The sequence below is a fragment of the Verticiella sediminum genome, from assembly GCF_007558815.1.
Classification (GTDB): domain Bacteria; phylum Pseudomonadota; class Gammaproteobacteria; order Burkholderiales; family Burkholderiaceae_B; genus Verticiella; species Verticiella sediminum.
Map to the genome: position 1 here is coordinate 1 of NZ_VLTJ01000009.1, position 22804 is coordinate 22804.

21 protein-coding genes, 1 tRNA gene and 2 pseudogenes are annotated in these 22804 nt (G+C 67.5%); 14 read left to right on the plus strand and 10 right to left on the minus strand.

Annotated elements, in window-relative coordinates:
* Positions 1-72: 72 nt before the first annotated feature.
* The 8 genes from FOZ76_RS05925 to FOZ76_RS05960 form a co-directional block, all read right to left on the minus strand.
* On the minus strand, positions 73-1374 hold the full coding sequence (locus FOZ76_RS05925; protein WP_143947224.1) for a TRAP transporter large permease: 1302 nt from the start codon (positions 1372-1374) through the stop codon (positions 73-75).
* Complete coding sequence (locus tag FOZ76_RS05930; RefSeq protein WP_143947225.1) at positions 1371-1910, minus strand: TRAP transporter small permease; 540 nt, start codon at positions 1908-1910, stop codon at positions 1371-1373. Before FOZ76_RS05930 ends, FOZ76_RS05925 begins: the two co-directional genes overlap by 4 nt.
* Before the next feature lie 376 nt (positions 1911-2286).
* On the minus strand, positions 2287-3060 hold the full coding sequence (locus tag FOZ76_RS05935) for a peptidylprolyl isomerase (RefSeq protein WP_143947226.1): 774 nt from the start codon (positions 3058-3060) through the stop codon (positions 2287-2289).
* A gap of 17 nt (positions 3061-3077) precedes the next feature.
* On the minus strand, positions 3078-3356 hold the full coding sequence (locus FOZ76_RS05940) for a BolA family protein (protein WP_143947227.1): 279 nt from the start codon (positions 3354-3356) through the stop codon (positions 3078-3080).
* The gene (locus FOZ76_RS05945; protein WP_143947228.1) at positions 3343-3900 is read right to left on the minus strand and encodes a septation protein A; all 558 of its coding nucleotides are present in this window, start codon (positions 3898-3900) and stop codon (positions 3343-3345) included. The genes FOZ76_RS05940 and FOZ76_RS05945 overlap by 14 nt, the downstream gene beginning before the upstream one ends.
* Positions 3901-4096: 196 nt before the next feature.
* The gene (gene msrB / locus FOZ76_RS05950) at positions 4097-4501 is read right to left on the minus strand and encodes a peptide-methionine (R)-S-oxide reductase MsrB (protein ID WP_143947229.1); all 405 of its coding nucleotides are present in this window, start codon (positions 4499-4501) and stop codon (positions 4097-4099) included.
* A gap of 38 nt (positions 4502-4539) precedes the next feature.
* The gene (locus tag FOZ76_RS05955) at positions 4540-6024 is read right to left on the minus strand and encodes a protein adenylyltransferase SelO (protein WP_143947230.1); all 1485 of its coding nucleotides are present in this window, start codon (positions 6022-6024) and stop codon (positions 4540-4542) included.
* Positions 6025-6160: 136 nt separating this feature from the next.
* The gene (locus FOZ76_RS05960; protein ID WP_425473240.1) at positions 6161-7093 is read right to left on the minus strand and encodes a glycosyltransferase family 9 protein; all 933 of its coding nucleotides are present in this window, start codon (positions 7091-7093) and stop codon (positions 6161-6163) included.
* Between the two features lie 129 nt (positions 7094-7222).
* On the opposite strand from FOZ76_RS05960, the gene msbA reads away from it, so the two are divergent.
* The 10 genes from msbA (at position 7223) to FOZ76_RS06010 (ending at position 18581) form a co-directional block, all read left to right on the plus strand.
* Complete coding sequence (msbA, locus tag FOZ76_RS05965) at positions 7223-8995, plus strand: lipid A export permease/ATP-binding protein MsbA (protein WP_281282947.1); 1773 nt, start codon at positions 7223-7225, stop codon at positions 8993-8995.
* A 4-nt stretch (positions 8996-8999) separates the two neighbouring features.
* Positions 9000-10184, plus strand: coding sequence for a GAF domain-containing sensor histidine kinase (locus tag FOZ76_RS05970; RefSeq protein WP_211366039.1), 1185 nt, complete (start codon positions 9000-9002; stop codon positions 10182-10184).
* A 270-nt stretch (positions 10185-10454) separates the two neighbouring features.
* Complete coding sequence (gene thrS, locus FOZ76_RS05975; protein ID WP_143947233.1) at positions 10455-12431, plus strand: threonine--tRNA ligase; 1977 nt, start codon at positions 10455-10457, stop codon at positions 12429-12431.
* 94 nt (positions 12432-12525) lie between these two features.
* Positions 12526-13083 carry a translation initiation factor IF-3 gene (infC, locus tag FOZ76_RS05980; RefSeq protein WP_425473241.1) on the plus strand — a complete coding sequence of 186 codons (558 nt, stop codon included), beginning with the start codon at positions 12526-12528 and terminating at the stop codon, positions 13081-13083.
* 474 nt (positions 13084-13557) lie between these two features.
* Positions 13558-13755 carry a 50S ribosomal protein L35 gene (rpmI, locus tag FOZ76_RS05985; RefSeq protein WP_143947234.1) on the plus strand — a complete coding sequence of 66 codons (198 nt, stop codon included), beginning with the start codon at positions 13558-13560 and terminating at the stop codon, positions 13753-13755.
* 15 nt (positions 13756-13770) lie between these two features.
* On the plus strand, positions 13771-14127 hold the full coding sequence (rplT, locus tag FOZ76_RS05990) for a 50S ribosomal protein L20 (RefSeq protein ID WP_143947235.1): 357 nt from the start codon (positions 13771-13773) through the stop codon (positions 14125-14127).
* 133 nt (positions 14128-14260) lie between these two features.
* The gene (gene pheS / locus FOZ76_RS05995; protein WP_143947236.1) at positions 14261-15289 is read left to right on the plus strand and encodes a phenylalanine--tRNA ligase subunit alpha; all 1029 of its coding nucleotides are present in this window, start codon (positions 14261-14263) and stop codon (positions 15287-15289) included.
* An 11-nt stretch (positions 15290-15300) separates the two neighbouring features.
* On the plus strand, positions 15301-17709 hold the full coding sequence (gene pheT, locus FOZ76_RS06000) for a phenylalanine--tRNA ligase subunit beta (RefSeq protein ID WP_143947237.1): 2409 nt from the start codon (positions 15301-15303) through the stop codon (positions 17707-17709).
* Between the two features lie 11 nt (positions 17710-17720).
* Positions 17721-18122 carry an integration host factor subunit alpha gene (locus FOZ76_RS06005; RefSeq protein ID WP_143947238.1) on the plus strand — a complete coding sequence of 134 codons (402 nt, stop codon included), beginning with the start codon at positions 17721-17723 and terminating at the stop codon, positions 18120-18122.
* 9 nt (positions 18123-18131) lie between these two features.
* Positions 18132-18581, plus strand: a complete 450-nt coding sequence (locus FOZ76_RS06010) for a MerR family transcriptional regulator (protein WP_211366042.1) — start codon at positions 18132-18134, stop codon at positions 18579-18581.
* A gap of 196 nt (positions 18582-18777) precedes the next feature.
* Here the strand turns inward: FOZ76_RS06010 and FOZ76_RS28340 are convergent.
* Both FOZ76_RS28340 and FOZ76_RS27415 read right to left on the minus strand, forming a co-directional pair.
* A pseudogene (locus FOZ76_RS28340) lies at positions 18778-19551 on the minus strand (EAL domain-containing protein); the annotation flags it as partial.
* Entirely contained in the window at positions 19437-19706 is a 270-nt protein-coding gene (locus FOZ76_RS27415) for a hypothetical protein (protein ID WP_170235309.1), read from the minus strand. The gene FOZ76_RS27415 and the pseudogene FOZ76_RS28340, both read right to left, overlap by 115 nt.
* A 172-nt stretch (positions 19707-19878) precedes the next feature.
* On the opposite strand from FOZ76_RS27415, the gene FOZ76_RS06020 reads away from it, so the two are divergent.
* The 4 genes and pseudogenes from FOZ76_RS06020 to FOZ76_RS27670 all read left to right on the plus strand — a co-directional run.
* Positions 19879-20205, plus strand: a complete 327-nt coding sequence (locus tag FOZ76_RS06020) for a hypothetical protein (protein WP_143947240.1) — start codon at positions 19879-19881, stop codon at positions 20203-20205.
* 106 nt (positions 20206-20311) lie between these two features.
* The gene (locus FOZ76_RS06025) at positions 20312-21853 is read left to right on the plus strand and encodes a TerC family protein (RefSeq protein WP_143947241.1); all 1542 of its coding nucleotides are present in this window, start codon (positions 20312-20314) and stop codon (positions 21851-21853) included.
* 188 nt (positions 21854-22041) lie between these two features.
* Positions 22042-22118: transfer RNA gene (locus tag FOZ76_RS06030), tRNA-Pro, on the plus strand.
* A gap of 494 nt (positions 22119-22612) precedes the next feature.
* Positions 22613-22804: pseudogene (locus FOZ76_RS27670) on the plus strand (hypothetical protein); the annotation flags it as partial.

Consider the following 22804-nt stretch of genomic DNA (forward strand, 5'->3'; position numbering starts at 1 on the left):
GCGACTCGCCACAACATAGGGGCGCCTTCGGCATCAGGATGGGCTTTGCTCGCTGGCCTTCGCCGTAAACGCTCAGAGATAGCCCAGGCGCTCGGGCAACCAGGTCGCCACCGCGGGCCACAGGATGACGACGAGCAGGGCCGCCATCATCGCGACGACCAGCCAGGTAACCCAGGGAAACGCGTGCTCCATGGGCACGCGCGCGATGCGGCAGGCCACCATCAGGTTGACCGCGAGCGGCGGGGTGAACTGGCCGACCGCGACCATCATGGTGAGGATCACGCCGAACCAGACCAGGTCCCACTGGAACAGGGCGGCGATGGGCAGCAGCAGCGGCACGAAGATGAGGAAGATCGAGATGCCGTCGAGGAACATGCCGAGCACCATCAGGATGGCGATGATGAGCGCCATGATGACCCACTCGTTCAGGCCGGAGGCCTCGATGGCATGCACCACCGGATCGATCACGCTCAGGGTGGAGAGCGACCAGGCGAACACGCCGGCCAGCGCCACCACCATCAGGATCACCGCGGACAGCTCGGCCGCTTCGCGAAAGATGATGTAGAGGTCGCGCACGCCGATGCTCCGGTGTATCACCATGCCGATGAAGAGGCCGTAGAACACAGCCACCACGGCGGCCTCGGTGGGTGTGAACCAGCCCAGGCGCATGCCGCCCAGGATCAGCACCGGCGCGGCGAGCCCCCAGGAGGCCTCGGCCAGGCTGCGCCAGAAGGGCGGGCGAGGAAGGTCGCGCTCGAGCGCGCCCATGCCGTGCTTGCGTGCCAGCCACACCGCCGGGACCATCAACGCCAGGCCGGCGATCAGGCCGGGGAACATGCCGGCTGCGAACAGGGCCGGCACGGTGGCCTGCGGCACCAGAATCGAGTAGATGATGAAGGCCACCGAGGGCGGGATCAGGATGTCGGTGGCGGCGCCGCCGGCGACCACGCTCGCCGAGAAGGCGCGCGGGTAGCCCGCGCGCGCCATCGCGGCGATCATCACGCCGCCCACGGCGGCTGCGTTGGCCGGGCCCGAGCCGGAGATGCCGCCGAGGAAGATGGCCACCGCGATGGCGACCAGGGGCAGCATGCCGGGCCCGCGGCCGACGATGGACACGGCGAAGTTGACCAGCCGCTGGGCCACGCCCGAGCGATCGAAGATCGAACCCACCAATACGAACATGGGCACGGCGAGCAGCGGGTACTTGGCCAGGCTGGCGTAGAAATTCTGCGGCACGGCGAGCAGGCCCCACCACTGCACGTCGAAGTTGGCCAGGCCGATCGCGACGGTACCGGCGGCTGCGAGCGCCACGCCCACGGGCACGCCGACCAGCATCAGGCCCATGAAGAGCACGAACAGGAGGGCGGCGATCATGCGCGCCGCCAGACGCCGACGGCGCGCAGTGCGATGGCCAGCGAAAGCAGCGGCATCCAGACCGAATACCACCACTCGGGCACGCCGATGGCCGGCGAGGTGTCGCCGTAGATGTATTGGTCGTAGGTGATGCGCGCGCTCAGCACGGCGAGCAGCCAGAACATCAAGGCGACACAGCCGGCGGCGAAGCGCACGAGCCGGCGCCGGCGCTCGGGCGAGCCGCGCTCGGCGAAGTACTCGATACGGATGTGCCGGTTGCGCGCCACGGCCGCGCTGCTCGCCACCAGCGTCATCACGATCATGAGGACGATGGAGATCTCCTCGGTCCACGCGAACGATTGCGAAGTGAAGTAGCGCACCAGGACGTTGGCCATGGTCATGACGGCCAGCAGCCCGAGCAGTCCCGCGGACAGCCAGTCTTCGATGGCCAGGGGCACGCGCACTTGCGGTTCTTCGTCTTGGGCGAGCAGGGCCGGGACATCGGCTTCGGCCAGCCCGGGATTGGCGGCGGCCGCTTTGTCGGAGGGATGAGGCATGAGAGGGATCGCGCCGGCCCGGCGCGGATCGATACGGAAAAACGAAGGCCGGCCGATGCTAACAGTCGTAACCGATGTCTACACTCGGTAGTAACCCGAGGCAGTGGCCGCTGTGCGAAACGCGGCGGCTTCGGCGCGCAACCGCGCATGTATGCGCCAGGGCGCGAGGGATCGGCACCGCGCGCGTAGGCGGATTCGGGCTCAGTCCGGCGACGTCGGCTGCCGGCGCGACGGGCCGCAATGCAAAAAAGGGCCTCCACGCTTACCGCTGCGCGGCGGTGCTGCCCGGCGGCAAGGAAAACCCCCGCGCGGCGTCAGCCGGGCGGGGGTCGGGAAGGCTGCGGACGGTACAGGGCGTGTACCGCCCCGCGCAGGCTCACTGCACCTTGGCGGCCTTGCGCAGGTCTTCCTGATACTTGGCGAGAGCCTGCTGGCGCAGCATCTCTTCCAACTGCGGCTTGACCTGTTCCAGCGGCGGGAACTCGGCCTGGCGTGTGTCGTCCAGGCGGATCACGTGCCAGCCGAAGGAGGACTGCACCGGCGCCTGCGTGGTCTCGCCCTTCTTGAGCTTGGTGAGCGCTTCCGAGAACGGCTGCACATAGGTGTCGGCGCTGGCCCAGCCCAGGTCGCCGCCGTTGGCGCCCGAACCCGGGTCGAGCGAGGCTTCCTTGGCCACCGCCTCGAAGGTTTCGCCCTTCTTCAGGCGATCGATGACGGCCTTGGCTTCGTCCTCTTCCTTCACGAGGATGTGGTGCGCGCGGTACTCCTCCTGTTGGCTGGAGGCCTTGATCTTCTCGTACTCGGCATTGAGCTGGTCGTCGGAGATCGGGTGCTTGGCCAGGAAGTCGTTGAACAGGCCGCGGATCAGCACGCTCTGGCGCGCCAGCTCCAGCTCGGTCTGCACGTCGGGCTTGCGCGCAATGCCGGCGTTCTCGGCGGCCTGGACCATGACGGTGCGGTTGATGAGTTCCTCGCGCACCTGCTCGCGCAGCTTGGGCGTGTCGGGCGCTCCCTGCTCGGTCATCATCTTCACGAACTCCTCGACCTGGGCGTTCGGAATCTCCTGGCCATTGACGACAGCCGCGGCATTCTGCGCGAATAGAGGCGTAGCCACGGCACATGCGGCCATGAACGTGATGATGCGTTTCATAAGCGGGAAAGCTCCTTTTACTTGCGCGCGGGCCCGGGCGCGCTGGCATGGATGGCCAGCGCATGTACCGCGTGGGGAATGAGATCGGCGAGGCGATCATACACCAGGCGGTGTCGGGCCACCGGCGACTGGCCGCGGAAACACTCGGCCTCGATGTGTACGCGATAGTGACCGGCGCCGCCCTGGGCGCCCGCGTGCCCGGCATGCAGGTGGGATTCGTCCTCGATGCGCAAAGCGCTCGGCGCGAGCGCCTGCAGGCGCGCCTCGATGAGCGCGAGACGCTCAGGATTCGTCATTCGCGGCGTCCTCCTGCATGTGGCGGGCGAGATAGAGCGACTGCAGCAGCACGAACACCAGCAGCAGGCCGAACAGGCCGAACACCTTGAAGGTGACCCATTGCGATTCGGTGAACCAGCCGCTGAACGCGACCAGCAGATTGAGCGCGCCGGCCACGGTGAAGAAGGCCGCCCACGACCAGGCCATGCGGTTCCAGACCGGCTCGGGCAGCTTGACCTGGCTGCCCAGCATGCTGCGCAGCACGTTGCGCTTGAAGCCGACCAGGGAAACCGCGATCACCGCGCCGAAGAGCCAGTACAGCACCGTGGGCTTCCACTTGATGAAGGCATCGTTGTGCAGCCACAGCGTGGCGCCGCCGAAGATCACGATGATCGCGAGGTTGACCCAGTGCATGGGCTCGATCCTGCGCCGCATGGCCTTGAGCCAGCCGATCTGCGCGACGCCCGCGGCCATCGCCACGCCGGTCGCCACATAGATGTCGGCGAACCGGTACGCAATGAAGAAGAGGATCAGCGGGAAGAGGTCGAAGAGAAGTTTTTTCATCGCCGGGCCGCCAAGTGGAGCCCACCCCCTACGCGCTTCGCGCGCCCCCTCAAGGGGGCGGCACCGGCGGACCGGCAAAGCCGGATCCGCGGTGCCCCGGAGTGGCCGGCGACTCCCGCAGGAGTCGGTCGGGCCGTGTTCACATGAAGGGAAGAGGGCAGCGCCGCCGCGCAGCGGCAAGTGTCGGGGCCTTTATTCACTCGATTTCCTCGAACTTCAGCGACAGGGAATTGATGCAGTAGCGCAGCCCGGTGGGTGGCGGGCCGTCGGGAAAGACGTGGCCCAGGTGCGCATCGCAGATGTTGCACATCACCTCGGTGCGCACCATACCGTGGCTGGTGTCGACTTCTTCGCGCACGCGCGCCGGGTCGATGGGTTCGAAATAGCTCGGCCAGCCGCAGCCCGCGTCGAACTTGGTGTCGGAGGCGAACAGCGGCGTGCCGCAGCCCACGCAGCGATAGATGCCGTGGGTGGCGGTATCCCAGTACCTGCCGGTGAAGGCCCGTTCGGTCCCCTTCTGGCGGGCGACGTAATACTCCTCGGGCGTGAGCTGGGCGCGCCATTCGGCGTCGGTTTTGCGGACTTTCTCGGGTTGGCTCATGGATGGTCTCTGGGGCGGATACGACAAAACACGAATAATCACGACGAGCAGCTTACCGACAGGTCGCACGCCCAGGCGGGCGGCAGGGCGGCGAGGTCCTCGGCGCCTTCCTGCGCGGTGTACGGGTCGCGCAATGTCTCGGCCAGGCGCGCGATGACGCTGAAATCGTCGTTGCGCGCCGCTTGGATGGCTTCTTCGGCCAAGTGGTTCCGCAGCACGTAGAGCGGATTGACTTGCAGCATCGCAGCGCGGCGCGCTTCGGCCGGCCGGGCCTCGCGCGCCAGCCGGGCACGGTAGCGTTCGAGCCAGGCGTCGAGCGCGGCCGTATCGGTGAACAGCGCGTGCAGCGGCTCGAGCGGGCTGTCCGGCGCATCGAGGTAGGCCAGGCGGCGAAAGGTCTGCGTGAAGTCGGCGCGCTGGGCGTGCATGAGCTGCCAGAGCGCGTCGATGAGCTCGCCGTCCTCGGGCAGCCGCTCGGCCAGGCCGAGCTTGGCGTTCATGGCCGGCATGAAGGCGGCCAGGAACTCGGCCTCGTAGGTGTCGAGCGCCTGGCGCAGCGGTTCGGCGGCGCCGGCCAGGGGGCGCAGCGCCTCGGCCAGCCGATACAGGTTCCAGTGGCCGACCATCGGCTGCGTGTTCCAGGCATAGCGCCCGCCGGTGTCGGTGTGGTTGCAGATGTGGTTGGCGTCGAAACCGTCCATGAAGCCGTAGGGCCCGTAGTCGAGCGTCAGGCCGAGGATGGACATATTGTCGGTGTTCATCACGCCGTGCATGAAGCCGACCGACTGCCACTGCGCCATCAGGCGCGCGGTGCGCCGCAGCACCGCGTGCAGCAGCCGCACGTAGGGCGCGCCGGGCTCGTCGCCCGCGACCCCGCATTCCGGGTAGTCGTGCTCGATGACGTAGTCGGCGAGCACGCGCAGGTTCCCGGTGTCGCCCTTGGCGGCCCAGTGCTCGAACGAGCCGAAGCGCACGAACGAGGGCGCGACCCGGGTAACGACAGCGGCGGTCTCCAGGGTCTCGCGCCGCACTGGGTCGTCGGCGGCGATGAGGCACAGGGCGTCGGTGGTGGGAATGCCCAGGCCGCGCATGGCGATCGATGCCAGGTATTCGCGCACCGACGAGCGCAGCACGGCACGGCCGTCGCCCATGCGCGAATACGGCGTCATGCCCGAGCCCTTCAACTGCAGCTCGAAGCTGCCGCCCGGGCCCGCAACCTCGCCGAGCAGCAGCGCGCGGCCGTCGCCGAGCTGGCCGGCCCAGACGCCGAACTGATGGCCGCTGTAGACCGCGGCGAGCGGGTCGCCGCCGGGCAGCGGGGTGTTGCCGGCGAACGCATCGACGAACCCGGGCGTCTGGAGCACGGTGGGGTCCAGGCCGATGCGCCGTGCTGTCTCGGCGTCGGCGTGCACCAGCCGCGGGCGGCGAACCGGCTGTGGCGTCAGCCGCGTGTAGAACGCCGGGGGCAGGCTGGCGAACGAATTGACGAAGCGCAGAGCGTCGAGCGAGCGGGCAAGTGTCACGGTACGGGCCTGGGAGGAGAGGGGGCGGCGCGGTCCGCCGATCTTAAACGAGTCGGGGCCGGGCCGCGGGGCGCGGCGAGGGCAGGGCCGACACCGGATCACGTGGGGCCGGCAGCGGCGCAGCGCAAGACCGGCGTCAGACGCGGTTTACATTCGCATCTTGCAGTGCGGTGCTGGCCAGCAACTCGCGCGCCCGCGCCAGCACCTCATCATAATCGGGCCAGCCTTCCTGCCCAGCCAGCCAGGCCGCGGCGCGCGACCAGGGCGCGGTGCGCGCCGGATGGGTCACGCCGAACAGGGTCAATTGTCGCGCCTGGGCCGCCGCGGCGACGTGGGAGGTGCCCGAGTCGTTGCAGATCACCAGGGCCGCGTGCCGGGTGAGCGCGGCAAAGGCGCCTAGCGGCAGCGGCGGCAGCACCTGGGCGCTGGGCGCGGCGGCGCGGGCGATGTCGACTTCGTGCGGCGGCGGGCACATGACGACCGCCCAGCCGTCGGCCTGCAGTGCGCGCGTGAGCGCCTCGTAGTGCTGCCAGGCCTTGACCTTGCCGTGGTGCAAACCGGTGGCGGTCGGCGAGATCAGTACGAACGGGCGTCCAGGGCCGCTGTGCGCCAGCAGCGTCTGCGCGGTATGGACATGGCCGCTGGTGAGGGGCAGGCGCAGGTCCGGGCCCGGCTGCTCGGGAGCGCTCGAAGCGAGGCCCATGCGCTGCAGGAAGGCGCGGCCGAGGCGATAGTACGCCTGCACCGCATGCAGCGGCCCCTTGGGTTTGGCGATCGGCCAGGTCAGCAGCAGGCTACGGCCGTCATCGCGGTAGCCGCAGGCGCGCACGCCGGCCAGGCGAAAGACGAGGGCGCTCGACAGCGAGTCGGGAAAGCACAGGCCGCGCAGCGCGGCGCCGTCGCGCGGCAGCTCGCTGCGCAGGGTCGCGATGTCGCGGCGCAGCGGGCCTTCGATGGCGATGAACTGCACGGGGTTCAGGCCGGCGAGCAGGTCGCGCGCCCAGGGGCGACCCGCCAGAATCAGGGGCAGGCCGGCGCTGCGCAGCGCATGCAGGGCCGGCAGCGACATGCAGGCGTCTCCCACCCAATTCGGAAGCCTGACACACACGGGTATGGACATGATGGGGCGCGTACAATTTGCAGCCTGCATTGTAATCAAGCGTTGGCGCCGGGGCGCCGCGCGCCATTTGGAGTCGTCTTGAGAGCACAGGAAGCCGCGCTCGCCACGGGATCGCATCCGGTCAAACGCGACCTCTGGCGGCGTATCTACAGCCGTATCCGCCCGTATTGGAAGGGCATGGCCGTCGGCCTGGTGTTCACGGCGGGCGTGGCCGCCACCCACCCGCTGCTCGCCGTGCTGCTCAAGCCGCTGATCGACGACGGCTTCAGCGGCGCCAAGCCGGACTACGTCTGGGCGCTGCCGCTGGTCCTGGTCGGCCTGTTCGTGATCCGCGGGCTGTGCGCCTTTCTCAGCAACTACCTGATGGCCTGGGTCGCCAACAATGTGTTGCGCGACATGCGCAAGGAGATGTTCGGGCGCCTGCTGCACCTGCCGGACAGCCGGGTGCGCGGCAGCGGGTCCTCCTCGCTGCTCAATCGCTTCACCATCGATTCGGTGACGGTCATGCAGCACGCCACGGAGGTGTTCGCCACCCTGGTACGCGAGGCGCTGATCGTGGTGGCTCTCTTCGGTGTGCTGCTCTACATGTCCTGGCAGCTCACCCTGATCGTGCTGGTGCTGGTGCCGCCCGCGGCGCTGGTCTCGCGCCTGTTCATCCGCAAGCTGCGCAGCGTGAACCGGGACACCGTGAACATGAACGCGGAACTCACCCGCATCATCACCGAGGGCCTCGAAGGCCAGCGCGTGGTCAAGCTCTTCGACGGCTACGAATACGAGAATCGCCGCTTCGCCGAGGTCAATGCACGGCTGCGCCGCTTCGCGATCCGCGCGGCGTCGGCATCGGGCGCGGTGGGCCCCGCCTCGCAGGCCATCCTCTCCATTGCGCTGGCGGCGGTGATTGCCGTCGCCCTCGGCCAGGCCGAGAGCAACGCGCTGACGGTGGGCGGCTTTGCCGCCTTCATCGGCGCCATGGGCCAGTTGCTCGATCCGCTCAAGCGGCTGGCCAACGCGGCGGGGCCGATGCAGCGCATGCTGGTGGCCGCCGAGAGCGTGTTCCGCCTGCTCGACGAGCACGAGGAGCAGGACAAGGGCACACGTACCCTGCCCAGGCCGATCCGCGGACAGGTGCGCTTCGAGCACGTCAGCCACCGCTTTCCGGATGCCAGCGAGGATACGCTGCGCGACGTCGATTTCGTCGCCGAGCCGGGGCAGACCATCGCGCTGGTCGGGCGCTCGGGCAGCGGCAAGACCACGCTGATGAACATGTTGCCGCGCTTCATCGCACCCACCGCCGGGCGGGTGTGCGTGGACGGCCAGGACATCGCCGAGCTGAGCCTGCGCGAGCTGCGCTCGCACCTCTCGCTGGTCAGCCAGGACGTGGTGCTGTTCGACGACACCATCGCAGCCAACGTCGCCTATGGCATCGACAACCCGGACCCGGCGCGCGTGCGCGCCGCGCTGGAAGCGGCCAACCTGCTCGAGTTCGTCGACTCGCTGCCCGACGGCGCGGACACGGTGGTCGGCGAGCGCGGCGCCCGGCTGTCGGGCGGGCAGCGTCAGCGCATCGCGATTGCGCGCGCGCTCCTCAAGGATGCGCCCATCCTCATCCTGGACGAGGCCACCTCGGCGCTGGACAATGAATCCGAACGGCAGGTGCAGGCCTCGCTCGAGCGGCTGATGCAGGGGCGCACGACCCTGGTCATCGCGCACCGGCTGTCGACGGTGCGCAACGCCGACCGCATCATGGTGCTGGACAAGGGCGTGGTGCGCGAGGCGGGCAACCACACCGAGCTGGTCGCCCAGGGCGGGCTGTACGCCAATCTCTACCAGATGCAGTTCCGGGAAGCCTGAAGAATTGAGCTCCTACGACAGCATGCAGACGCTGAACCGCGATCTTGCCATCGTGGCGGGCATCGACGTCGTTCCGCGCATCTTGCAGCTCGCCTGCGCCGCCACGGGCATGCGGTTCGCCGCGGTGGCGCGCGTGACGAGCGAGCGCTGGATCGCCTGCAGCGTGCAGGACGATCTCGCCTTCGGGCTCGCTCCCGGCGGCGAGCTGCGCGTCGAGACGACGATGTGCGGCCAGATCTTTCAGCATCACCAGGCGGTGGTGATCCCCTGCGTGAGCGAAGATCCGCGTTTTCGCGAGCATTCCATCGCCACCCTCTACGGGCTGGACAGCTACCTCTCGGTGCCGATTTTCCGGCATGGCGAGTTCTTCGGCACGCTGTGCGCCATCGACACTCGACCCGCGCGCAGCGACCTCGCCGACGCGGCGCGCACGTTCGAACTCTTTGCCCAGCTCATCGGGTTTCACCTGGAGACCGCCGACTGCCTGGAGCAGAGTGTCCAGGCGCTGCGTGTGGAGCAGGAGCGGGCGCACCTGCGCGAGCAGTTCATGGCCGTGCTCGGGCACGACCTGCGTTCCCCGCTGGCCTCCATCGGGGTGGGCGTACAGGCTCTGCAGCACCGCGTCGAGGATCTGCGCTCGCAGGCGGTGCTCAAGGTGATGGGGCGCAGCGTACAGCGCATGTCCGATCTCATCGGCGACGTTCTGGATCTGGCGCGCAGCCGGCTCGGCAATGGGCTGGCCGTCGTGAAGGATGCGGATGCGCCGCTCGCCCCGTTCCTGGAGCAGGTGATCGCCGAGGTGCGCAGTGCGGCACCGGGCGCGGTGATCGATGCGGATCTGCGCATCGACGTGCCGATCGCTTGCGACCGCGCGCGCATGGCGCAGTTGCTCTCCAACCTGCTGGCCAACGCGCTCACTCACGGCTCTCCGGTGGAGCCGATCCAGGTGAGGGCGGTGGTGGCCGGCGACACCTTGCTGCTGTGGGTGGCCAATCGCGGCACGCCGATCGATCCGGCCGTCATGCCGCGTCTTTTCCAGCCCTTCTTCCGGCCGGCCGGCGCCGCCCGCGGCGGGCTGGGGCTGGGCCTGTTCATCGTTGCGCAGATCGCCATGGCGCATGGCGGGGCCGTGGCGGTTGACAGTACGGCCGAAGAGACGCGTTTCACCGTGCGCATCCCGGTCGCCTGACCGCGCGCCGCCGCTGCCCGGCGGCCATCTGGTAAAATCTCCCTGGTTACCAGACTTGACTGCCATGGCTGCTCGCTCACCTCGAACTACCAACGGAACAATCCACGCCTGAAAGGCGCGTCGATTGTTTCTTGCTGCGCCGCGATCTGCGGCGGTTCGACCGGGGCTCCATGCCGGCATGCAAGTTTCTCAACGCGGCCTTCGGGGCCGTTTTTTTTTGCCGCGCGGGCCCCACGGCCGGCGCGGCGCAGACGTTACTCAGGAATCCACATGGTCCAGATCAGTCTTCCCGACGGTTCCCGGCGCGAGTTCCCGCAGCCGGTTTCCGTCGCCGAGGTGGCGCAATCGATCGGCGCGGGCTTGGCGCGCGCCGCATTGGCCGGCCGCGTGCGCATCGGCGACGGCGAACCGAAGCTGGTCGACACCAGCTACCGGATCGAGCGCGACGCGGAACTGGCGATCGTGACCGCCAAGGAAGCCGACGGCCTGGACCTCATCCGCCACTCCACCGCGCACCTGCTGGCCTATGCGGTCAAGGAGCTGTTCCCCGGCGCCCAGGTGACGATCGGCCCGGTCATCGAGAACGGCTTCTACTACGACTTCTCGTATTCGCGTCCGTTCACGCCCGAAGACCTGGCGGCCATCGAGAAGAAGATGGGCGAGCTCGTCAAGAAGGATATTCCGGTCAGCCGCGAGGAATGGAAGCGCGACGACGCCGTCGCGTTCTTTCACTCGATCGGCGAGAAGTATAAGGCGCAGATCATTGCCTCGATTCCGTCGAACGAGACGATCAGCCTGTACCGTGAAGGCGATTTCATCGACCTGTGCCGCGGCCCGCACGTGCCGTCCACCGGCAAGCTCAAGGTCTTCAAGCTGATGAAGGTGGCGGGCGCCTACTGGCGCGGCGACAGCAAGAACGAGATGCTGCAGCGCATCTACGGCACCGCCTGGGCGACCAAGGAAGAGCAGGACGCCTACCTGCACATGCTGGAGGAGGCCGAAAAGCGCGATCACCGCAAGCTCGGCCGCGAGCTCGACCTGTTCCATTTCCAGGAAGAGGCCCCCGGCCTCATCTTCTGGCACCCCAAGGGCTGGACGCTGTGGCAGCAGGTCGAGCAGTACATGCGCGCGGTCTATCGCGACAACGGCTACCAGGAAGTCAAGGCGCCGCAGATCCTCGACCGCTCGCTCTGGGAGAAGACCGGGCACTGGGAGAACTATCGTGAAAACATGTTCACGACCGAGTCCGAGAACCGCTACTATGCCCTGAAGCCCATGAACTGCCCGGGCCACGTGCAGATCTTCAATTCGGCCCTGCGTTCGTACCGCGACCTGCCCCTGCGCTACGGCGAGTTCGGCCAGTGCCACCGCAACGAACCGTCGGGTGCGCTGCACGGCATGATGCGCGTGCGCGGCTTCACGCAGGACGACGGCCACATCTTCTGTACCGAGGACCAGATCCTGGACGAGTGCGTGGCCTTCACCAGCCTGCTGCAGCGCGTCTACGCCGATTTCGGCTTCACGGAAGTGCTGTACAAAGTGGCTACGCGTCCGCAGAAGCGCATCGGCTCGGACGAGATCTGGGACAAGGCCGAGAACGCCCTCATGGAGAGCCTGCGCCGCTCCGGCGTCGAATTCGAAGTCGCGCCCGGCGACGGTGCCTTCTACGGCCCCAAGATCGAGTACACGCTGAAGGATGCCATCGGGCGCCATTGGCAGTGCGGCACGATCCAGGTCGACTTCTCGATGCCGAACCGCCTGGGCGCCGAGTTCGTCGACGCCAACGACCAGCGCATCACGCCGGTCATGCTGCATCGCGCCATCCTCGGTTCCTTCGAGCGCTTCATCGGCATGCTGATCGAGAACCACGCCGGGGCGATGCCGCCCTGGCTGGCGCCGGCGCAGGCGGTGGTCTGCAGCATTTCCGAGGGTACGGCGGATTACGCGGCCGACGTGGCCGGCCAGTTGCGCCAGTCGGGCATGCGCGTGGAGTCGGATTTGCGCGGTGAAAAGATCACTTATAAAATCAGGGAGCATAGCCTGCAAAAAGTGCCGTACATCCTGGTCGTCGGCGAGAAGGAAAAGCAGGCCGGCGCGGTCGCCGTGAGAGGCCGTGGCGGCTTGGATCTGGGCGTCATGCCGCTTGCGGACTTCGCCGCTCGCCTCACCACGGAAGTCGCTACCCGCCGCGACAACCCGCCCCCGCCCGCCATCACCGAAGTGCAGGGCGCTCGCAAGGGTTCCTGAGCGGCGTGAGCCCGTGTCGGCCGCCCGGCGGCGGCACGGCGCAGGCTACGGCGCCCCGGTTGATTCAGCCCCGGGGTTTCTGTCAATTCTAGGAGTGCTCAACATCGCAACCGAGAAGTCCAATCGCATCAACGGCGAAATTCATGCCCCGGAAGTCCGTCTCATCGGCGTAGAAGGCGAACAGCTGGGTATTGTCAAACTGGCCGAGGCGTTCCGCCTGTCCGAGCAGAATGACGTGGATCTGGTGGAGATCGCGCCCACGGCGCAGCCCCCGGTCTGCCGCTTGATGGATTACGGCAAGTTCAAGTACCAGGAGCAGAAGCGCCAGCACGACGCCCGCCAGAAGCAGAAGGTGATTCAGGTCAAGGAAGTCAAGTTCCGGCCGGCCACCGACGAGGGCGATTACATGGTCAAGCTGCGCAATCTGAAGCGCTTCCTGGAAGAGGGCGACAAGTGCAAGGTCACGCTGCGTTTTCGCGGCCGTGAGATGGCGCACCAGGAGCTCGGCATGCGCGTGCTGGAACGCGTGCGCGACGATCTCACCGAGTTGGCCCAGGTCGAGTCCATGCCCAAGCTGGAAGGCCGTCAGATGGTCATGGTGCTCTCGCCCAAGAAGAAGCCGGTGCCCGCCAAGGGCGAGAAGGTCGTATGATCCGCCGCTGAGGCCGGCCCGGGTCCGCTGGCCGGCCGCGCCCGGCCGCCCAGGTGCTGACGGCGTACAGGCCGACCCGTGTCGCTGGATCCGGGTCGGCTTTCTCATGCCGCGGCCCGGCATGGCCCGGTCTTGCTTGCGGCTTCGCGCAAAAAGGCACTATAATCAACGGTTTGTTGCGAAGGGCTTGGCGGCGTTGCCAGCGAGCCCTTGCAGCAGAAAGCCGATAGGAAGCCGGATAGGGCTTGCCCCTTGGCCTGGGTTGCAGAAAGCGGTTGAACCCATTGCGCCAGGCGGGCGGAAAGCAGGCACGTGCGGGGCGTCCAGGCGGGCAGCCTGCCCCAGAGGGCAATCCGCAACAACAAGTGATATCGGGCCGGTGGAACGGGAAGTCGTATCAACCTTCCGCTTCAAGCCAGGCCGCCTTCGGGCGGCATGCGCCCGTCGTCATGTCAAAACAACCAGGAAGTCATCATGCCGAAAATGAAGACCAAGAAGAGCGCTGCGAAGCGTTTCAAGGTCCGTGGTAGCGGGTCGATCAAGCGGGGCCAGGCGTTCAAGCGCCACATCCTCACCAAGAAAACCACCAAGAACAAGCGCCAGCTGCGTGGCAGCACCGCCGTTCATGAGTCCGACGTCAAGGCCGTTCGCGCCATGATGCCGTTTGCTTGATCCCGGAGTCCCCAAATGCCTCGAGTCAAACGCGGTGTAACCGCTCGCGCCCGTCACAAGAAAGTCATCGCCGCCGCCAAGGGTTATCGTGGCCGCCGCGGCAACGTGTTCCGCATCGCCAAGCAGGCGGTCATGCGTGCCGGCCAGTACGCCTACCGTGATCGCCGCAACAAGAAGCGCACCTTCCGCGCCCTCTGGATCGCCCGTATCAACGCCGCCACGCGCGAGCTGGGCATGTCCTACAGCACGTTCATCGCCGGCCTGAAGAAGGCCTCGATCGACCTGGACCGCAAGGTCCTCGCCGACATGGCAGTGCGCGACAAGGCCGGTTTCGCGGCCGTCGTGCAGCAGGCGAAGAACGCCCTGGCCTGATCGCTGCGGTGTAGTACGACCGACCCGCCCATACCCATTGGCGGGTCTCATCAAACGGGGCATCTGGATGCCCCGTTTGTTTTTCGTCGACGCCTCCCGCGTATCCTCCGGCAGGCTCTCGAAGGAGTTAGGAATGTCATCCCATCTGGACGCCCTCATCGAGGACGCGGGCCGACAGTTCGCCGAGGCGGCCGATTCCGCTGCCCTGGAGAACGCCAAGGCGCGATTCCTCGGCAAGCAGGGTGCGCTCACCGAGCTGCTGAAGGGGCTCGGCAAGCTCTCGCCCGAGGAAAAGCGCGCCGAGGGTGCGCGCATCAACGAGGCGAAGGGGCGTATCGAAGCCCTCCTCGCGGGGCGGCGCCAGGCGCTCGCCGAGGCGCGCCTGAACGCGCGTCTGGCCGAGGAGGTCATCGACGTGACGCTGCCGGGGCGCACGCGCGGCGAGGGCGGGGTGCACCCGGTGATCCAGACCTGGCAGCGCGTCGAGCAGATCTTCCGCTCCATCGGGTTCGAGGTGGCCGACGGCCCCGAGATCGAGACCGACTGGTACAACTTCACCGCCCTGAACAACCCGGAGAACCACCCGGCGCGTTCGATGCAGGATACGTTCTACGTCGACATGCAGGACGAAGGCGGGCTGCCGCTGGTACTGCGCACGCACACCAGCCCGATGCAGGTGCGCTATGCCCGCATGCACGAGCCGCCGATCAAGGTGATCGCGCCGGGCCGCACCTACCGCGTGGACAGCGATGCGACCCACTCGCCCATGTTCCACCAGGTCGAGGGCCTGTGGATCGCCGAGCACATCTCCTTTGCCCACCTGAAGGGCGTGTACACGAGCTTTCTGCGCCGCTTCTTCGAGACCGACGATCTGGTCGTGCGTTTCCGCCCGTCGTTCTTCCCGTTCACGGAACCGTCGGCCGAGATCGACATGATGTTCACCTCCGGCCCCAACCAGGGGCGCTGGCTCGAGATCTCCGGCTCCGGCCAGGTGCATCCCGACGTGGTGCGCAACTTCGGCCTCGATCCGGAGCGCTACATCGGCTTTGCCTTCGGCTCCGGGCTGGAGCGCCTGACCATGCTGCGCTACGGCGTGGACGACCTGCGCCAGTTCTATGAAGGCGACCTGCGCTTCCTGCGCCAGTTCAACCAGCGGATGTAAGAGGCTACGCGATGCTGTTTCCCGAATCCTGGCTGCGTGCCTACGTCGATCCCGCCCTGGATACCGACGCGCTGGCGCATGCCCTCACCATGGCCGGCCTCGAAGTCGAGGGCACGACGCCGGCTGCGCCGGCCTTCTGCGGCATCGTCGTGGCCGAAGTGCTCGAGGTCGCGCCGCATCCCGATGCCGACAAGCTGCGCGTATGCAGCGTGGATGACGGCAGCGGCGCAGGCCCGCTGCAGATCGTGTGCGGCGCGCCCAACGTGGCGCCCGGCATCAAGGTGCCGCTGGCGCGCATCGGCGCCGAGCTGCCCGGCGGCATGCGCATCGGCAAGGCGAAGATGCGCGGCGTGGAGTCGTTCGGCATGCTGTGCTCGGCGCGCGAGTTGGGGCTGTCGCAGGACCACGCCGGCCTGATGCTCCTGGACGCTGGGCTGGCCGCAGGTGCTGACCTGCGCGGCGCGCTGGCGCTGGACGACACCATTTTCGAAATCAAGCTCACCCCGAACAAGGCCGACTGCCTGTCGGTCTGGGGCGTGGCGCGCGAAGTCGCCGCCATCACCGGCGCGCCGCTGCGCGGCCCGCAGATGCCAGTGGTGGCGCCCGCCATTCCCGACGTGCTGCCGGTGGCGGTGCAGGCCGCCGATTTGTGCGGCCGCTTCGCCGGCCGCGTGATCCGCGGCGTTGATGCGCGGGCCGAAACCCCGGCCTACATCCGCACCCGGCTGGAGCGGGCAGGGCAGCGCCCGATTTCGGCGCTGGTCGACATCTCGAACTATGTCATGCTTGAACTGGGCCGCCCGTCGCACGTGTTCGATCTGGACAAGCTGCACGGCAGCGGTATCGCCGTGCGCTGGGCCGAGCCGGGCGAGCGCGTCGAGCTGCTCAACGGGCAGACGGTGGACCTGGACCCCTCGGTCGGCGTGATCGTCGATTCGCACGGCGTGGAAAGCCTGGCCGGCATCATGGGCGGGCAAGCCACCTCGGTGTCGCTGGATACCACCAACATCTATCTGGAGGCTGCCTTCTGGTGGCCCGAGGCCATCGCCGGACGCTCGCGGCGCTTGAACTTCAGCACCGACGCCGGCCATCGCTTCGAGCGCGGGGTGGACTACGCCAGCATCCCCGAGCACATCGAATACCTGACGCATCTCATCGTCTCGATCTGTGGCGGCAAGGCGGGCCCGGTCGATGATCAGATCGTCAACCTGCCCGAGCGCAAGCCGGTGCGCATGCGCACGCAGCGCTGCCGGCTGGTGCTGGGCGTGGACGTGACGGACGATGAGATCGCCGCCATTTTCACGCGTCTGGGCCTGGCCCATCAGCGTGATGCCGACGCCTTCCTGGTGACGCCGCCGTCCTATCGCTTCGACCTCACGATCGAGGAAGACCTGATCGAGGAGGTCGCGCGGATCTACGGCTTCGAGCGCATCCCCGATGCGCCGCCGCTCGCGCCCGCGGTGATGCTGCCCGCGCCGGAGCGGGTGCGTCCCGCGCATGCCCTGCGGCGCGAGATGGCCGATCTGGGTTACCAGGAGGTCGTCAACTTCAGCTTCGTCGAGGATGCCTGGGAGCGCGACTACGCCGGCAACGCCGACCCGATCCGCTTGCTCAACCCGATCGCGAGCCAGCTTTCGGTCATGCGCAGCAGTCTGATCGGCGGGCTGCTGGAGAACGTGCGCTACAACGCCAACCGCAAGCAGCCTCGCGTGCGCGTGTTCGAACTGGGCCGCGTATTCCGGCGCGACCCGCAGGCGGCGGCGGGCCCGCTGGCGGTGGCCGGCGTGGTCCAGCCGCTGCACCTGGCCGGCATGTCCTGGGGCAGCGCGCAGCCGGAGCAATGGGGCGTGAAGTCGCGCCCGGTGGATTTCTTCGACGCCAAGGCCGACGTCCAGGCGCTGGCCGGCGCGGGTGCGCCGCTGCGCTTCGTGGCCGCGCCGCATCCCGCCCTGCATCCCGGGCGCAGCGCGCGCATCGAATGCGGCGGGCGCGACGTGGGCTGGATCGGCGAGCTGCACCCGCGATGGGTAGAGCAGGCCGGGCTGCAGCATGCGCCGGTCGTCTTCGAAGTGGAGGTCGAGCCTTTCTCGCAGTTGCGCCTGGCCACGCCGGGGCCGCTGTCGCGCCAGCCTGCGGTGCTGCGCGATCTGGCACTGTGGGTCGATCAGTCGGTGACGGCGCAGGCCATGCTCGACACCATCGATGCGGTGCGCCGCGAGCCGGGCATGGACATCGTCCAGGAGGTCGCCCTGTTCGATCTGTACCGTGATAAGTCGTTGTCAGAAAAGGAAAAAAGCCTTGCTTTCCGCTTCCGGCTACAGGATACTGAGGTAACGCTCGACGACGCGCGGGTGGACGAGTGCATGGCACGCATCCGCGATGCACTCATCGACGTCCATGCCGCGCGCCAGCGTGTCTAACCGGAGCATGCATGTCCGTCCCGCCTGACGCCATCCTCGATCGCACTGTCCCGCAGGAGCCACCCCAAGAGTCCGAACTGCGCACGCTCACGAAGGCCGAGCTGGCCGAGTTCCTGTTCGAGCGCGTCGGCCTCAACAAGCGCGAAGCCAAGGATGTCGTTGAATCATTCTTTGACGAAATCCGGGTCGCCCTGGAAGAGGGTGATGCGGTAAAGTTGTCCGGCTTTGGCAACTTCCAGGTTCGCGACAAGCCGCAGCGTCCCGGGCGCAATCCCAAGACCGGCGAGGTCATACCCATCGCCGCGCGCCGCGTGGTCACGTTTCACGCGAGCCAGAAGTTGAAGAGCATGGTGGAGCAGGTGCCCGGTGCCGACCGGACACCCGAGGATGGCTCCGAGCCGCCACGTAACTAAAGGTAGGACATGACACGTACGGAAGTCGGCACAGTGCTGCCAGCCATTCCGGCCAAGCGGTATTTCACCATCGGCGAGGTTGCCGAGCTGTGCGGCGTCAAGCCGCATGTATTGCGCTACTGGGAGCAGGAATTCACCCAGTTGAAGCCGGTCAAGCGCAGGGGCAACCGCCGCTATTACCAGCACCACGAGGTGCTGCTCATCCGGCGCATCCGGGAACTCCTGTACGAGCAGGGCTTCACCATCAGCGGGGCGCGCAACCGTCTGAGCGAGCCGGGCCAGATCCCCATCGAAGAGTCGATCTCCTTCGCCAAGAGCCACGTCCAGGCGCTGCGCAAGGATCTCGCGGAACTCTCGGCCTGGCTGGGCGCGGCCGCCGAGGGCAAGGCGATGGCGCTGTCCGGCGAAGCCGGCCAGCAGGGCGCCGCCGACGCGTCGGACGGCGTCCTCGGACGCTGAGCGCGATCCGACCGGCGGTGCAGGCGGCACGCGGCGCCTGATCGTCCCGCCGCGCGGCACCCCTGTCAGGGGGACGGCCGAGAAAGGTCGGGCCGTCATGGCCAGAGGCGCAAGGCCCGGGTTCGGTATGGACCCGGGCCTTTTCGATCGCGCGGTCGATCGCATCGTGCGGCAGGCCAGTGATGAACCCGCGGTCGATCTTGAGCTTGCTGAACTGCAGGCTCTTCAAGCGGCCGAGCGAGGAGAAACCGACGCCGAAATCGTCCATGGCCAGATGCACGCCGAGCGCATGCAGAGCATTCGCATGCTGCAGCGCGCGGCGCGAGGCGCGCATGGCGACGTCTTCGGTAATCTCCATCTCCAGACGATCGGCGGGCAGGATCGTCGCGATCAGGTCGACGAAGCCTGATTCCGCCAGGCAGGGCAGGCATAGGTTCACCGCGCCGGGAGCGTCGAGCAAGCGCTGGGCACGCAATCGCGCGTTGTCGCGGCAGGGCTGGCCGATCGCCCATACGGTCAGTTGCGGCATCAGGCCGTGTTCGATCGCCAGCGGGATGAAGTCCGCGGGTGGGATGTGGCCATCCTCCGGGGTGTGCCAGCGCATCAGCGCCTCCAGGCCGTACACCTGCAGCGTGTGCTCGTCGAATTGCGGCTGGTAATGTAGTGACAATTGGCCCACGGCATGAGCCTGTCCGAGCCTCTCAAGCAGGGTGTAGCGGCGCTCGACGCGCTCGCGCAGCGAGGGTTTGAACAGGCGCACATCCTCGCCCGCGCGATGGCCGTGGCGATCGTTCACCGGCTTCATGCCGTCGAGTTCGATGAACAGGGCGCCGCGGCCATTGCCCCCGCGGCGGCTCAGTCGCGCTTCGCCGGCTTGTCGTCCTGGCTTTCCTTGCGATCTTCGGCGGCCTGCGATTCGTCGATGCGTTCCATCATCATGTCCCGCGTGGCGCGCGCTTTCTGTTCGCATTGCTGGCGCTGCTCGCCCTCACGGTCGGCGCACTGCGACAGGTCGGACTCGTACCACCCCTGGATCTGCTTCTTGGATATGGCCGTCGCCTCGGCCCATCCCGGCGCTGCCAGTGCCAGCAGCAGGGCAGGCAGAATATTCCATCGTGCTTTCATGTCGGGTTCCTCGCTGGTGCATGGCGGGTATGCGGAGTTGCCCGTGACGCAATCCGCGTACCGGGCTGCACAGCGGGGCGATCCATCCAGCCGAGCCTGCTGCACGACGCTGCGCTGGTGGCGTATGGGCAGACCCGTATAATCGATGCCATCGCCAACTCCGCGCGAGTGTATGAGACGAGTCTTCGTCTTCTTCCTGGTTTTCCTGCTGCCGTTGCAGTTGCTCGACGAAACCTACGTCGACAGCGTGCTCACACCGGCGCCGGCCGCCGTGGCGTTCGGCATCGATGCATCTGCGTGCGCGGACATCCTTGCCTCCTGCCCGCAAGCCGACGAGCAGAAGCAGACCTCGCCCGTCCCGGAGCCCGATCTGTCCGATTCGCTCGACGTGCATACCGCGTCTTCGCCCGGCAGGTTCGCCGTCGCGCACCCCGCGGCGGGCCCGCCCGTGCGTTTCGAGAACCTCGTCTACACCGTCCTGGAACCGCCCAGAGCGTGACGCTCCTGGCTTCGGCCCCGCGTCACGAACCGTCGCCCCCCGAGGGCGCCGGTACCCGGCCCTGCGCACTGCGCCGGCGGCTTTCTTTTGTACGGAATCCGACTGGATGGACATCTTCCTGGACCCAGGCATCTGGCTTGGGTTGCTGACACTGGTGGTGCTCGAGATCGTTCTCGGCATCGACAATCTCATCTTCATCGCAATCCTCGCCGACAAGCTGCCGCCGCACCAGCGCGACAGGGCGCGCATCATCGGCTTGTCGCTGGCCCTGCTCATGCGGCTGGGCCTGCTGTCCATCGTGTCCTGGCTGGTCACGCTGACCAGCCCGCTGTTCAGCGTCGCGGGCCTGACGTTCTCGGGACGCGACCTGATCCTGCTGCTGGGCGGTCTTTTCCTGCTCTTCAAGGCCACCTCCGAACTGCATGAGCGGCTCGAGGGCAGGGAGCATCGGCCCAGCCAGTCAGGCGCCTACGCCGGCTTCGGCATGGTGGTCGCGCAGATCGTGGTGCTGGACGCGGTGTTCTCGCTGGATGCGGTGATCACCGCCGTCGGCATGGTCGACGAACTGGCGGTGATGATGGCCGCGGTCATCATCTCGATCGGCGTCATGCTGTGGGCCTCCAAGCCCTTGACACGCTTCGTCGGCCGCCACCCCACGGTGGTGGTGCTGTGCCTGAGCTTTCTGCTCATGATCGGCCTGACCCTCACCGCCGAAGGCCTGGGCTTCAGGATTCCCAAGGGCTACCTCTACGCTGCGATCGCATTCTCGATCCTGATCGAGTTCTTCAACCAGCTCGCGCGCCGCCGCGCGGCGCGCCACGAGGCGGCTGCCCTGCCGTTGCGCGATCGCACCGCCGCGGCGGTGCTGCGCATCCTCGGCGGGCGGCGCCGGCCGGACCCGCGTGCACACGAGCCGCAGGAAGACGTCGATGCGCCGCTCCAGACCGCGTTCGGCGAGCAGGAGCGCAACATGGTGAGCGGCGTGCTGACCTTGGGCGCGCGCCCCTTGAGTTCGATCATGACACCGCGTTCGGACATGTCGTGGGTGGACGTGACCGCGGACCCGGCGGACGTGCTGGCGATGCTGCGCGGCACGCCGCACAGCTTTTTTCCGGTGTGCCGCGGCGAGCTGGACGTGTTGCTCGGCGTGGCGCGCGCCAAGGACCTGGTGGCCGACATCCTGTGCGGCCGCCGCCTGCACGAGCTGACCTGCCTGCGCACGCCCATCGTCGTGAACGAGCACACGCCGGTGCTCAAGACGCTGGAGACGCTGCGGGCCTCGCAGGGGCAGCTCGTGCTGGTCGCCGACGAGTACGGCGCGGTTCAGGGGCTGGTGACGCCGATCGACGTGCTCGAAGCCATCGCGGGAGAATTCCCCGACGAGGACGAACAGCCGGGCGTGCGGCCCTTGGGCCATGACAGTTGGCTCGTCGCCGGCGCGACCGACCTGCATCACCTCGAGCATGTGCTGGACACCGGGGCGTTCACGGTCGGCGAAGGAACCTCCTCGGTGGCCGGCCTGTTGCTCGAACGTTTCGGCCGTCTGCCGGCGGTCGGCGACGCCATGAGCGTCGACGGCTTCGGCTTCGAGGTGCTGGAGATGGACCAGCGCCGCATCGCGCTGGTGCGGGTGACCCGCCTGGAATGACAGGGGAGGGTGGGGCGGTGTCGATGGCCGATATGCGCGGTTTATGGCGACGGCGGCTGCCCGCGCCCATGCCGGAGTCCTGTGCGGCCCTTGATGCCGAGCCAGCGCCTTGGCTCCATCGTCGAGACGAATAATTTCCCCTGGGGAGTTTGCAAGCCCGGTATAGCTCTGCTATACTCTTTTTCTTTCGGGGCGTAGCGCAGCCTGGTAGCGCACTTGCATGGGGTGCAAGGGGTCGCGAGTTCGAATCCCGCCGCCCCGACCATATTCAAGGGTACGTAGGTACTTGATTTGTATAGTCGGAACCCGAAGAGCCCGGTAGCCACAAGCTGCCGGGCTTTTTTGTTTAGTGGACCAGCTAGCGGACCACTTGGCAAAGAGCGCCGCGGATTCCGCCTGCGCGCAGTCCCGTTACCAACCTGGCGAGTTCACGTCGCAGGCCTGTTTACACTGAACGGTCCGCGCTTACGTCGGCCGAGCGCCGGGCCCTGTATGAGGCGAATCCCTGTGCTGACGTGCGCAGATTGCTCTGGGAGGTCGCCCGCCTGCGACAGCTTGTGCTGGCTGGCGAACCAGCAGTGGAAATGCGCGCGAGAAGCCCGGGCATCATGCAGGCGCAAGGTATTCGGGTTGTGCACATGTTCCGGTGTCGGACGATCCTGGCCGTCGGACCCACAAAAACCACTGCGTGCCATCCGCCGCACTTGTGCGGCACGGGAGTGTTTCCGGCCGTAGGCTGTCGTCTTCCCAGGAGACGACATGCCCGCTGCCTTGCCGCCAGGCGATCCGTTGCCCGAACCCTACCCGGACGCGGCCCCCGAGGCCGACCACGACGGGCGCTGGAAGGATGCACTCGAAGCGTATCTCCAGCCCTGCCTGGCCCTGTTCTGGCCGGCACGATCGCCAGGTGATCCACGTCGCCGTGCTCACCCGCTCGGCCGCGCATGCGCC